The organism is Xanthomonas sp. 4461 (assembly GCF_024806475.1).
GTDB classification, from domain to species: Bacteria; Pseudomonadota; Gammaproteobacteria; order Xanthomonadales; family Xanthomonadaceae; genus Xanthomonas; species Xanthomonas arboricola_F.
Genome location: NZ_JANTYV010000006.1, coordinates 319,236 through 331,580, shown reverse-complemented (window position 1 = coordinate 331,580; position 12,345 = coordinate 319,236). Strand labels below are relative to the sequence as shown.

The window sequence follows — 12,345 nt, the reverse complement described above, 5'->3', positions numbered from 1 at the left end:
CGTTGACGGCGACCGGTCGCAAAACTTGAGCGGCCGTACGGTCAGCCCGTCAGTTCTCTGGCGGAGTCGAAGGCGGTGTCGAACATGCGCTGCACCGGTGGCGCGAACTCGCTTGCGAAGCTGGACAACAGGAACAGCCCCAATAAGACCGTCAGCGGCAACCCAAGTTGCATCGGGTTCAACGCCGGCGCCGCCTTGGCCAACGCGCCGAAGGCCAGATTGACCGCCAGCATCGCCACCATCATCGGCAAGGCCAGGGTCAGCCCGCCGCGCAGGATCTGCAGGAACAGGGTCGGCGCCACCTCCGCAAACGCGCCGGCGTCGGGAATGGCCGTGCCGATCGGCAGCGCCTTGTAGCTGTCCACCAGCAGCGAGATCACCGCAAGATGCCCGTTGGCCGCAAAGAACAGCAAGCCGAACCCGATGTAGAACCACTGCGCGATCACACCGGAGGTCACCCCGCGCATCGGGTCGGACATCTGCGCAAACGACAGGCCGGTGGACTGCGACACCAACTCGCCGGCCAGTGCGCCGGCCTCGAAGATCAGCTTCAACATGAAGCCCATGCTGGCGCCGACGGCCAACTCGCGCGCGATGCTCAGCACTGCCTGCGCGGTGAATCCGTCCCACTCCGGCACCGGCGGCAGGATCGGCGCCAGCACCATCGACAAGGTCCCGGCCAGCATCACCCGCACCCGCCCGGGCACTGCGCGCGTGCCGATCAACGGCATGGCCGTGAGCAAGGCACCGGTGCGCAGCATGGTCCACATGATCGCCCCGACCATCGCAAACGCGCGCTGGCCGTCGATCACCATCTGGGTAGCGGAATCCATCCGGTGCGGCCCGCTAACCGATCAGATGCGGAATGCGCTGGAACAGCGCAATGGTGAATTCCACCAGATGCCCCAGCAGCATGCTGCCGGTGGCGAACAGGGTCGCGGTCAACGCGACCGCCTTGGCCACGAAGCCGATGGTGGGTTCATTCAACTGGGTGGCAGCCTGCACCACACCGATGACCACACCGACGATCAACACCGCCAGCAGCATCGGTCCGGCAATCCACAGGACGGTGACCAGGCCACCACGTAGTTCAGTCAGGGCGATTTCAGGGCTCATGGGCGTGCTGATGCAAGTCGGGTGCCAAAGGGCGGGGATTGGAGATTCGGGATTCGGGATGGGGTGCTGGGCTAGCGGTTTGGTGGTGAGTGAGGTCGGTTTCATCCTTGCCTTGCCTTGCCTTGCCTTGCCTTGCCTTGCTGTCGCTTTCGCTTTCGCTTTGCTGTTGCTTTGTTGTTGGCTTTACGGCCCCCCATACCGCAGCGGCAAGCCGGGTAGATACAACCCGAAGGGCATCGCGCAAGGATGCGCGATGTTTTTGTAAGGGACAGGGATGTCCCTTACAAAAATTTCTACCCGGATTGCGGACCTGGAGCGCGCAGCGCGGAAGGCGCGAGGACGGGGTGTGTTTCTTTGGTTACTTTCTTTGCACAAGCAAAGAAAGTGACTCGCCCCCCGAAGGGGGACGAAAGCTTTGCACTTGCACTTGCACCTGTGTTGCCTCGTCGCATTGATTTCGCTTATCAATGCCACGCAGTGAAATCAAAGGCTTTCACGCCCTGTCAGGCGCGAGTCACTTTTCTTTGCTTGTGCAAAGAAAAGTAACCAAAAGAAAGCACACCCCGTCCTCGCGCCCTCCGCGCCTTCGGCGCTGCGGGTGCGCAAGTCCGGCAGAAATTTTTGTAAGGGACATCCATGTCCCTTACAAAAACGTCGCGCATCCATGCGCGCCGCCCTGCGGGTTGTATCTGCCGGCCTTGCCGCTGCGGTATGGGGCCCCAGACGAGCAAAGAGCACAGAGCAAAAGCACAGGAGCAAGCAAAGGCAAAAGCGCAGATCCGGGAGCTTGAACCGAGAAGCAATAGCCAAAATTTTTTTTGGGGGGGGGGCGAGGTGAGCAGGGAAGAGACGGGAAGGGCTAGTGCTCCGAAGCCGTCGTTCGTTGTCACCCTATGCCGAACTCAACCAGACGCAGTCACCACTCAAACATTCATGTGGCTCAGCTGGATACCAATGACAGTGCCAGCCACATCGATCGCGGGCAGCGCGCCATCCATACCTACGACGCGTTGAAGCTCGCTGCCAGCGTGCCCACCACCAGCACCCATCCATCCACCAGGATGAACAGCAGGATCTTGAACGGCGCGGAGATCAGCATCGGCGACAGCATCATCATGCCCATCGACATCAGCACGCTGGCCACCACCAGGTCGATGATCACGAACGGGATGAAGATCAGGAACCCGATCTCGAAGGCGGTCTTCAGCTCGCTGGTCACGAACGAGGCCACCAGCACCGGGAACGGCACCGCGTCCGGACCTGCGTACTTGCCGTCGCCGGCCATGCCCGCGAAGGTCATCAGATCGGTCTCGCGAATCTGCGCCAGCATGAAGGCGCGCAGCGGCTGGGTGGTCAGCGTCCAGGCGGTGGAGAAATCGATCTGGTTGTTGAGGTACGGCTGCAGGCCGGCACCCCACATCTTTTGCCACACCGGCATCATCACCAGCGCGGTCAGGAACATCGCCAGGCCCAGCAGCACCTGGTTGGACGGGGTCTGGCCGGTGCCCAGCGCCTGACGCAGCAGGCCCAGCACGATGGTGATGCGGGTAAAGGCAGTCAGCACCAGCAGCATCGACGGCAGCAAGGTGATCGCCGTCATCAGCAGCAGGGTCTGCAGCGGCAGGCTCACCGGCTGGTCGCCGATGCGGCCCACGCTCACGTTGGGCAGGTTCGGCAACTGGTTGGAGCCGGGCGGCACCGCCGGCGCCGGTGCGGCAGCGGCAGCGGGGGCAGCGGCCTGCGCCATCGACGGCAACGCGGCGGGCGTGGCGGCGGCCAGCAGCGGGCAGCTCATCACCAGCAGGATCAAGACCAGGCGCAGGCTGCGCCCCCAGCGATTCCAACGACTGAACATGTCACGGGTCCTTGCGCAGCTTCTGTGCGAGCAGCTGGGCGAAATTGGGGAGTTGCTTGAAATTGGGCAGGGTGGGAGCGGGCGCTGGCGGCAGCGGTTCGGGCAAGGTGTGCAAGGTGCTGATGCCGCCGGCGGTGACGCCCAGCAGCAATTGCTGGCCGTTGACCTCCACCACCACCACGCGTTCCTTGGCACCCACCGCCAGGCTGGTCACCACGCGCAGGCCCTCGCTGTTGCGAAAACCGCTGCCGGGCATGCGCTTGAGCAACCAGCCCAGGCCGACGATCAGCGCGAGCACCAACAGCAATGCAAAGACCGCGCCAAACAGGCTGGGCGAGGACGGCGCCTGCGCACCGACCTGGGTGGCCTTGGCCGCAACCGGCGCGGCGGCAGCCAGCAGGCCGATCACCGCAGCCTCCGGATCCGTTCGCTGGGGCTGACCACGTCGGTCAGGCGGATGCCGAAGCGGTCGTTGATCACCACCACTTCGCCATGCGCGATCAAGGTGCCGTTGACGTAGACGTCCAGCGGCTCGCCGGCGCCGCGTTCCAGTTCCACCACCGAGCCCTGATTGAGCTGCAGCAGGTTGCGGATCGGGATGCGGGCGCGGCCCACTTCCAGCGACAGCGTCACCGGCACGTCCAGGATGACGTCCAGGTTGAGGTCGGTGGCATTCTGGTCGTGCTCGGCCTGCAGGTTGTCGAAGGTGGCGGGCGCGGCGTCGAGGATGTCGGAGTTGATCATTTGCTGGGGTCCTGGGATGGAACGGCACGCGGGGCTTGCACGCCGGGCGGGCGGACGGCGGTGATCTTCACGGCGTTGTTGCCGTTGGAGACGCCGAATTCGCCGGTGAACATGGGAATGTCTTCCACGCACAGCGGTACCTGCGCGGGCAGATCGATCGGCAGGATGTCGCCGACCTTCAGGCCGGTGAGCTGGCGCAGGCTCATGCGCTTGCTGGCCAGTACGCTCGACAGCGTCACCTCGGCGGTGTTGAGCTGCTCGCGCAGCATGACGTTCCAGGAGTCGTCGCGGTCGTTGCGGTCGCTCTGGATGCCGGCATCGAGCAGTTCGCGGATCGGCTCCAGCATCGAGTACGGCAGGGTGATGTGGATCTCGCCGCCGCCACCTTCCAGCTCCACGTGGAAGCGGCACACCACCACGTATTCGCGCGGGGTGACGATGTTGGCGAAGTGCGGGTTGATCTCCGAGTTGATGTACTCGAAGTCCACCTCCATCACCGGCGCCCAGGCTTCCTTCAGGTCGGCGAAGGTCTGCTTGAGCATCAGCTGGATCACGCGCATCTCGGTGGCGGTGAATTCGCGGCCTTCGATGCGGGTATGGAAGCGGCCATCGCCACCAAAGAAGTTGTCCACCACGGTGAACACCAGGGTGGGTTCGAACACGATCAAGCCGGTGCCGCGCAGCGGCTTGAAGCGGATCAGGTTGAGGTTGGTCGGCACGTACAGCGAGTGCATGTACTCGTTGAACTTGACCAGGTCGATGCCGCGCACCGACAGGTCGGCCGAGCGCCGGATCAGGTTGAACAGGCCGATGCGCCACAGCCGCGCAAAGCGCTCGTTGACCATCTCCAGGGTCGGCATGCGGCCACGGATGATGCGGTCCTGGCTGGACAGATCGTATTGCCGCGCTTCGCCGGGCAGCGGCTCCGGCTCGGTGTTGACCGCACCCGAATCCACGCCATGCAGCAGGGCATCGATTTCGTCCTGGGAAAGCAGATCACTCACGCTCATGGGGCAGCCTTACTGGGTGACGAAACTGGTGAACAGCAATTCTTCGATGCATTTCTTGCCGGTTTCGCTGGTCATGACCTTCTGCGCTTCGGCCAGCGCGGATTTCTGTAGCTTCTGCTTGCCGGCCAGATCGGCCACGTCGGTGGCCTTGACCTGAGACAGCAGCATCAGCAGGTGCGCGCGGATGGCGGGGGCGTTCTCGGTGATGAGTTTGAGTTCTTCCGGGTCGCGGGTGACCAGCTGCACTTCGACCTGAAGATACTGCGGGCCGTCGCCGGGATCGGCCAGGTTGACCACAATCGCCGGGTCCATCGGGAAGTACTGTGCCGGCTTTGGCACTTCGGCCACCTTGGGGGCATCGTGCTTGCCGCCTTTTTCATCGCCCTTGTGGCCGAGGAAGAACCACGCACCGCCGCCGGCCGCGGCCAGCACGACCACGCCAATGGCGATCAGCAGAAGAGGCTTCTTGCCGCCTTTCTTCTTCTCTTCTTTCTCTTCGGTCTTTTCAGGTTTCTTGGCCGCTGCCACGTTCTGCTCCAGGGGAATGCTCACCCAATGGATGCAACTGGCGTGCCAAAACCGCGACGGATTCCTGGCGCCGCGTGGGCGCGTGTGCAAAACCCCCGCAAGCCTTGCGCTGCGAGGGTGGAGAGCGGGCGGCAAGGTCAGCGCGCGCTGCGTTTTTGCGTTGCGCCGGGCCGTCCCGGCGCGGCGGCTCAGGCGTAGGCGTCCAGCAATCCACGCTGGCGTAACACTACTGACGGAATTCCGACGGGCGGGCTGTCGTCCAGGGTGAGGCCAGTGCCATCGCGCCCGCTGCCGTTGCCGTTGCCGCTCTGGCCTTGCTGCTGTTGCTTGCCCACATCGGCCTGGCCGAGCTGGAAACCGTTCTGGCCGAGCATTTCGCGCAGCCGCGGCAGGCTCTGTTCCAGAGCCTGACGGGTATCGGCACTGGCGGCGGTGAAGCTGGCGTTGACCTTGTCGCCATCCAGATGCAGCCGCACTTCGACCGGGCCCATCTCGTTCGGGGTGAGCTTGATGTGCGCGTGGCCGATCTTCTGGTCGGCCAGCCAGCTCAGCCGCGCGCCGATGGCATCGTCGAAGGTGTCGCTGCCCATCTCCGGGGTCGGCGTGGGCGAGGCGCTGAAGATCGGCGCCGGGTCCTGAAGGCGGGTGAGCGTGGGCGCGGCGGTGGGCAGCACGAACGCCGGGGCATCCGGTGCGTCCACTGCTGCGCTGTCGTCGGCCGGGTCCAGTGCCTTGACCGCCATGCTCATCAGCGCGGCGGTCTGCGCATCGCCGCTGACCGCAGTGGCCGAGGTGGGCTTGGCGCCTGCGGCGGCAGCCGGCGCAAGCGCACCCAGGGCGGGCAGGGCGGTGGCGGTTGCGGCAGCAGCGGTTGTGGGCGCGGTGGTATCGGTCGGCAGTGCGGTCGCGGTCGGCGTGGCGCCGGCCGCATTGGCCACACTGGCGGCGAGCGCGGCGGCAGCGGCGGCGAGCACATCGCCGCCCGGTACTGCCTGGGCCAGCAGGCTCATGCCAAAACCGCCCAGGCCGGCGGGCGGCCAGCCGGCCTCGGTGGTCGTGGCCGCATCGGCGGGGGCGTCCTTGCTGTCCTTGCTGGCAGTTGCGCTCTTGCCGCTCGCGCTGGCGGCACTGCTGTCCTTGGCTGTGGATTCCTTGGCGGGCTGGGCAGACTTGGCATCGCCGTCCTGGGCGCGCGGGCGCTTGGTCGCATCGCCGGGCGCGTCATCGCCCTGTTCGTCGTCGGAGCGATTCTTGTCGGGTTGGCTGGATTTGGCGGCAGGCGGCTTGGCCGGCACGCGCTCGGGCGCCTGCGGCGGGGCGTGGGTGGGCGTGTTGGCCGGATTGAGCATGCGCGCGAACTGGTCCTGCGCCGGGTCCTGCTCGGACGACGGGTCGCTGTAGCTGGACTTCTTGCCGGTGCTGGCAAGCGCGCCAAGGCCGGCGGCAAACGCGGACAGGGGGTTCATACAGATTCTCCGTGAGTATCTTCGGCCCGCGCCAGGCGCGAGCGGCGTGCGCCCAGATCGTCCATCTCGCGCTGGTCGCGACGTTCGATCACCTTGTTTTCCTGGGCGCGGTAGCTGGCGGCCAGTTGCTCCAGCACCTGCTTTTCGCGGCTGGCCAGCAGCAGGCGGGTGCGCTCGGATTCGACCTTGGCGATGTTGCTTTCCACGGTCTGGGCCTGCTGCAGCACGGCGCTGTCGAGCCGGTCCAGAAAGGCGCGGCGGTTGCTCAGCGCCACCGCGCTGGTGCCGGCCATGTGGCTGTTGGCGTATTCCTCGGCGTAGCGGCGCAGTTCCTCCAGGCGCGACTGGTGGGTCTCCAGCACGCGCTGGCGCTCGGCCAGGTCGCGGGCGACCTTGTCTTCCTGTTCCTGGGCCCGCCGCAGTAGGGGATCGATTCGCTTGGACTGCATCATGGATTAATTCTCGGGTTCCACCAGTTGCTGCAGCGCGGACAGGCTGTCGCTCAGCAGCGATGCCTTGTGGACGTCCTGGCCAAGGAATTCGACGATCTCCGGCCAGCGCGCCAATGCTTCGTCGGTGGCCGGGTCGCTGCCGCGCTGGTAGGCGCCGATGGCGATCAGGTCGCGGTTGGCGGTGTAGGCAGAGAGCAGGCGCTTGAGCTTGCGGATGCGCAGGCGCCAGGGCTCGTCGGCGATATCCTGCACCACGCGGCTGACCGACGATTCCAGGTCGATGGCCGGATACAGGCCGCTGTCGGCAACCCGACGCGACAGCAGAATATGGCCGTCCAGGATGGCGCGGGCAGCGTCGGCGATCGGGTCCTGCGGGTCGTCGCCTTCGGTCAGTACGGTGTAGAAGGCGGTGATCGAGCCGCGGCCCTTGGCGCCGTTGCCGGCACGTTCCACCAGCGCCGGCAATTTGGCGAACACTGACGGCGGATAACCGCGGGTGGTCGGCGGCTCGCCGACCGACAGGCCGATCTCGCGCTGCGCCTGGGCGAAGCGGGTCAGCGAGTCCATCAGCAACAACACGTTCAGGCCCTGGTCGCGGAACCATTCGGCAATGGCAGTGGCGCGGTAGGCGCCATGCAGGCGCGCCAGCGGCGGGCGGTCGGCCGGGGCGGCGACCACCACGGCGCGGCGCAGGCCTTCCTCGCCCAGGGTGGTCTCGACGAAGTCGCGCACTTCGCGGCCACGTTCGCCGATCAGCCCGACCACGATGACATCGGCCGAGGTGAAGCGGGTCATCATGCCCAGCAGCGTCGATTTACCGACACCGGAGCCGGCGAACAGGCCCACGCGCTGACCACGGCCGATCGGCAGCATGGCGTTGATGGCGCGCACACCCACGTCCAGCGAGGTGGTGATGGGTTCGCGCGCCAGCGGATTGATCGACATGCCGGCCATGCTGACGCTGCCTTCGCCGCGGATCGGGCCCTTGCCGTCCAGCGGGGTGCCATCGCTGTCGATGACGCGGCCGAGCAGGCCTTCGCCCACTTCCACGCCGCCACGGCGGCGCGAGGGCACCACGCGGGCGTTGGGCAGCAGCCCGTGCAGTTCGGCGCTGGGCATCAGGTAGGTACGTTCGCCGGCAAAGCCGACCACTTCGGCATCCACCCAGCCGCCGTCGACTTCGACCTTGCAGGTGGCGCCCATCGGCGCTTCGCAGCCGGTCGCTTCCAGGGTCAGGCCGACCGCGCGGCGCAGGATGCCTTCGCGGATCAGGGTGCGTCCGGCGGTGGGCTCTAGGCCAAGCGTGCCCAGCCGGGTGGCCAGGCGCAGGTTGCGTGCATCCAGCCAATCGGCCGGGGTGGCACCGAACAGGGCGCTCACAGGCCCGCTCCGGATTTGCGCATGACTGTCTCCAGGGCGGCCCGCAGGCGCGCGTCCAAGGTGCCGTCCACGCGCACGCTCTCGGCATGCACGCGCAGGTCGCCGCGGCTCAGGCTCAGATCCGGGGCCACGCGGGTGGTGCTGCTGGGCGCCAGATGCGGCAGCAGCGCGGTGATGTCGTCCGGGTGCAGTCGCACTTCGACTTCGCGGCCGGCGCCGCCGACCGCATCCACGGCTTCGCCGACCAGGTCGGCCAGCAGCTGCGGTTCGACCTGGTAGGCACGCCCGATCAACTGGCCGGCGATGCGCACGGCCAATTCGCCAAGCGCGCCGACCACCTCGTTTTCCAGCCGCGCCAGCGGACGGGTGAAGTTGTCCAGGATGCCGTCGATCTGCGCGGTCAACCGGCGCACTTCGGACTGGCCCTGGGCAAAGCCCTCGGCATGGCCGCGGGCAAAGCCTTCCTGCTGGGCGGCGTCTTCGATGGCCTGGATCTCTTCCAGGGTCGGCGGGCGCAGCACCGGCTCGTACACGGCCGGTTCGTCGAACTCCGGTTCCGGCGCGGCCAGGGCCATGTGCAGGTCGGGGGCCAGCCAGCGGGTGACCACGTCGTTCATACCATCGCCTCCGCACCGGCGCCGCCGAGGCTGATGGCGCCTTCGTCAGCCAGGCGGCGGACGATGGTGAGGATTTCCTTCTGCGCCGCTTCCACGTCGGCTAGGCGCACCGGGCCGCGCGCTTCCATGTCTTCGATCAGGATCTCGGCAGCGCGCTGGGACATGTTGCGGGTGATCTTCTCGCGCACCTTGGTGTCGGCGCCGCGCAGCGCCAGGCCCAGGCGCTCGCCGGAGACTTCGCGCAGCAGCGTCTGCAGGCCACGATCGTCCAGGTCCACCAGGTTGTCGAACACGAACATCAGGTCCTGGATCTTGGTGGCCAGGTCGGCGTCGATCTTGCTGATCTCGCCCAGCACGCCCTGGTCGGCGCCTGTGTCCAGGAAGTTGAGGATGTTGGCCGCCACCTTGATGCCGCCCACGTTGGACGACTTCAGGTTCTGGTTGCCGGCAAATTGACGCTCCATGATGTCGTTGAGCTCGCTCAGCGCGTTGGGCGGGATGCCGTCCAGGGTGGCGATGCGCAGCAGCACGTCGGCGCGGGTGCGCTCGGGCAGGTTCTTCAGCGACTCGGCCGCCTGGTCGCTGTCCAGATGCGCCATGACGATGGCGATGATCTGCGGGTGCTCGTTGCGCACCAGGTCGGCCACCGCACGCGGGTCCATCCACTTCAGGGTGTCCAGGCCGGTGGTGTTGCGGCCGAGCAGAATGCGGTCGATCAGGCCGCCGGCCTTGTCGGCACCCAGCGCCTGGATCAGCACGTTGCGGATGTAGTCGTCGGCGCCCACGCCCAGCGAGGTCTTGCCGGCCAGTTCGCCGTTGAACTCGTCCATGACCTTCTCGACCTGGTCGCGCGAGATGCCGGTCATGGTGGCCATGGCGATGCCGATCTTCTGCACCTCCTTGGGGTCCATGTGCTTGAGCACTTCGGCGGCGTCGCTTTCGCCAAGCGACAGCAACAGCACGGCAGCGCGTTGTACGCCGGTCATCGGTGGTGTATCAGGCTTCACTGGCGACCCATCCCTTCACGACTTGTGCGACACGTTTTGAATCGGCTTTGACTGCTTCGCGTGCGACGCGCATGCGCTCTTCGTAGGCATCCGGCAGGGCGATCGGGGTCTTGCGTTCCTGCCCGATGCTGGCGGTGTCCTCGCCCATGTGAGGCAGCAGCGACTCCTCGTCGTCGACCATCCGCACATCGGCGCTCTGCGGAGTGCCATCGTTGCCGCCATTGCGCTGCTTTTCCTTGACCGCGGTCACGCCGGTGAGCTGGCGCAGGGTGGGGCGCACCACGCCGAACAGCAGCGCCAGCACCACCACCGCACCGACCAGCAGGCGCAGACCGTTCTGCACGCGCGGGTCTTCCCACCACTTGGGGCCTTCCTCGCCCGCAACCGCTTCCCGCACGAACGGGGCATTCATCACCGACACCGTGTCGCCACGTGCCGCGTCGAACCCCACCGCCTGCTTGACCAGGCCCTCGATGCGGGTGAGCTCGGCGGCCGTCAGCGGCTGCTCGACCATCTTGCCCTTGGCACCGGGTCGCGGGACGTTGTCCAGCAGCACCGCCACCGACACCCGCTTGATGCGGCCGGCCGGCTGACGGGTGTGTTGCAAGGTTCGGTCCAATTCGTAATTGCGGGTGGCGCTCTTGGAAGTCTCGGTCGGCGCGGCAGGAGCCGCGGCCTGGCCGTTGGCGGCGGCCGGGGTGCCCGGTGCGCCGGCGACGGCCGCAGCCGGCGGCTGGCCGGGACTGTTGCTGGTGGCGCCCGGAGGACCCTGCGGGCCGGTGGCGCTGGTGCTGGTGTCGCTGACCTGCTCGCTGCGCAGCTTGGCCGGCTCGCCGTTGTAGAGTTCGCGGGCTTCTTCGACCACCGAGAAGTCCATGTCCACGCTGACTTCCGGGTTGACCCGGCCCGGGCCGGTCATCGGCTCGAGCAGCTCGCGGATGCGCTGGTTGTAGGAGCTTTCCTGGCGACGCACCTGCTCGAACTGGGCGGCATGCTGGGCGGCATCGCTGTTGGGATCGGCGATGGAGAGCATGCGACCGCTCTGGTCGACCACGGTGACGCGTTCGGGGGTCATGTCCGGAATGCTGGACGCCACCAGATTGACGATGGCATCGACCTGGTTGCGCTCCAGGCCCTGGCCGCCGCGCAGCTCCAGCACCACCGAGGCGCTGGCCACTTCGCGCTGACGGGTGAACGCGCTGGGCTTGGGGATGGCCAGATGCACGCGTGCCTCGCGCACCGGGCGCAGGGTGCTGATGGTGCGCGAGAGTTCGGTTTCCAGCGCGTGCTGGTAGCGGGCGTTTTCCACGAACTGGCTGACCCCGAAACCCGGGTCCTTTTCCATCAACTCGAACCCGCCGCCGGTTTCCTTGCCGGTCAGGCCGGAGCCGGCCAGCTTCAGGCGCGCATCGTACAGGCGGTCCTGCGGAACCGAGATGGCGCCGGTGTTCTGGTCGATCTTGTAAGGGATCTGCGCGGTACGCAGCAGGTCGGCGGCCTCGGCATTGCCCTTGTCATCCAGGCCGGTGTACAGCGACTGGTAGCCGGGCTGCTGCGACCAGAAGAACACCGCCAGGCCTGCACCCACCGCCAGGGCGATCATCGCCATCATGGTCAGCTTGCGGGTGATCTGCAGGCTGCGGACACGGTCGAACCACTGGCCCGCCTTTTCGGCGTTCTGGTTCATGTTTTCTTTGCTGATCGCGAGAGCCATGTGTCGTCAACCTTTACAGCGGCATGTTCATGACGTCCTGGTAAGCCTGGACGAGACGGTTGCGGACTTCCACGGTGGCGCGGAAGGCCACCTGGGATTGCTGGGAGGCGACCATGACCCGGGCCAGATCGGCACTGGGGTCGCCCATTTCAAACGCCTTGGAGAGCGCGCCGGCCTTCTGCTGGGCCTCGTTGACGCCGCCGATGGCGCCGCGCAAGGTCTCGCTGAAGCTCGGCGCCTGGGTGGCCGGCGTTCCCTGTGCGCCAGCCAGTCCCTGGATCTGATTGCCGCGCGCCGCATCGCCGACCGCACCCATCGGGCCTTGGCCCATCTGCGTCTGGTAGCTGCGGATCTGCGAAAGAATCGAGGTAACGGAGTCGCTCATGGGTGCGGTCAGCCAGGGAGGCATCCACACCAATGCAAGCGGCGTGCCGAAATCGTGCCGGGATTCCGGCG

Annotated in this window: 14 protein-coding genes; all 14 read right to left on the bottom strand. The window is 66.5% G+C overall.

Going from position 1 to position 12,345, the window contains the following annotated elements; translation table 11 throughout:
- Window positions 1–41: 41 nt before the first annotated feature.
- The 14 genes from fliR to fliE all read right to left on the bottom strand — a co-directional run bounded on the left by fliR (window position 42) and on the right by fliE (window position 12,274).
- Window positions 42–833: a flagellar biosynthetic protein FliR gene (fliR, locus tag FHY19_RS20095; protein WP_259150203.1), complete on the bottom strand. Its 792-nt coding sequence runs from the start codon at window positions 831–833 to the stop codon at window positions 42–44.
- A 13-nt stretch (window positions 834–846) separates the two neighbouring features.
- Window positions 847–1,116: a flagellar biosynthetic protein FliQ gene (locus FHY19_RS20090; RefSeq protein WP_005996207.1), complete on the bottom strand. Its 270-nt coding sequence runs from the start codon at window positions 1,114–1,116 to the stop codon at window positions 847–849.
- A 1,000-nt stretch (window positions 1,117–2,116) separates the two neighbouring features.
- Window positions 2,117–2,971 carry a flagellar type III secretion system pore protein FliP gene (gene fliP, locus FHY19_RS20085; RefSeq protein WP_259168071.1) on the bottom strand — a complete coding sequence of 285 codons (855 nt, stop codon included), beginning with the start codon at window positions 2,969–2,971 and terminating at the stop codon, window positions 2,117–2,119.
- Between the two features lies 1 nt (window position 2,972).
- Window positions 2,973–3,380 carry a flagellar biosynthetic protein FliO gene (gene fliO / locus FHY19_RS20080; protein ID WP_259150191.1) on the bottom strand — a complete coding sequence of 136 codons (408 nt, stop codon included), beginning with the start codon at window positions 3,378–3,380 and terminating at the stop codon, window positions 2,973–2,975.
- Window positions 3,377–3,715, bottom strand: coding sequence for a flagellar motor switch protein FliN (gene fliN / locus FHY19_RS20075; protein WP_046965541.1), 339 nt, complete (start codon window positions 3,713–3,715; stop codon window positions 3,377–3,379). Before fliN ends, fliO begins: the two co-directional genes overlap by 4 nt.
- Window positions 3,712–4,725: a flagellar motor switch protein FliM gene (fliM, locus tag FHY19_RS20070; protein ID WP_046965540.1), complete on the bottom strand. Its 1,014-nt coding sequence runs from the start codon at window positions 4,723–4,725 to the stop codon at window positions 3,712–3,714. Before fliM ends, fliN begins: the two co-directional genes overlap by 4 nt.
- 9 nt (window positions 4,726–4,734) lie before the next feature.
- Window positions 4,735–5,277, bottom strand: a complete 543-nt coding sequence (locus tag FHY19_RS20065; protein ID WP_259150174.1) for a flagellar basal body-associated FliL family protein — start codon at window positions 5,275–5,277, stop codon at window positions 4,735–4,737.
- Between the two features lie 164 nt (window positions 5,278–5,441).
- Window positions 5,442–6,719: a flagellar hook-length control protein FliK gene (locus tag FHY19_RS20060; RefSeq protein WP_259168069.1), complete on the bottom strand. Its 1,278-nt coding sequence runs from the start codon at window positions 6,717–6,719 to the stop codon at window positions 5,442–5,444.
- A complete protein-coding gene (gene fliJ / locus FHY19_RS20055) occupies window positions 6,716–7,171 on the bottom strand; it encodes a flagellar export protein FliJ (RefSeq protein WP_259150169.1) in 456 nt (151 codons plus the stop codon). Before fliJ ends, FHY19_RS20060 begins: the two co-directional genes overlap by 4 nt.
- Before the next feature lie 3 nt (window positions 7,172–7,174).
- Entirely contained in the window at window positions 7,175–8,551 is a 1,377-nt protein-coding gene (fliI, locus tag FHY19_RS20050) for a flagellar protein export ATPase FliI (protein ID WP_005997126.1), read from the bottom strand.
- Window positions 8,548–9,168 (bottom strand): FliH/SctL family protein, encoded by a 621-nt coding sequence (locus FHY19_RS20045; RefSeq protein WP_259168067.1) that lies wholly within the window; start codon window positions 9,166–9,168, stop codon window positions 8,548–8,550. The genes fliI and FHY19_RS20045 overlap by 4 nt, the downstream gene beginning before the upstream one ends.
- Complete coding sequence (gene fliG, locus FHY19_RS20040; RefSeq protein WP_046965535.1) at window positions 9,165–10,154, bottom strand: flagellar motor switch protein FliG; 990 nt, start codon at window positions 10,152–10,154, stop codon at window positions 9,165–9,167. Before fliG ends, FHY19_RS20045 begins: the two co-directional genes overlap by 4 nt.
- Before the next feature lie 10 nt (window positions 10,155–10,164).
- Window positions 10,165–11,889 (bottom strand): flagellar basal-body MS-ring/collar protein FliF, encoded by a 1,725-nt coding sequence (gene fliF, locus FHY19_RS20035; RefSeq protein WP_259150162.1) that lies wholly within the window; start codon window positions 11,887–11,889, stop codon window positions 10,165–10,167.
- A gap of 13 nt (window positions 11,890–11,902) precedes the next feature.
- Window positions 11,903–12,274 carry a flagellar hook-basal body complex protein FliE gene (fliE, locus tag FHY19_RS20030; RefSeq protein WP_010373676.1) on the bottom strand — a complete coding sequence of 124 codons (372 nt, stop codon included), beginning with the start codon at window positions 12,272–12,274 and terminating at the stop codon, window positions 11,903–11,905.
- Window positions 12,275–12,345 lie beyond the last annotated feature (71 nt).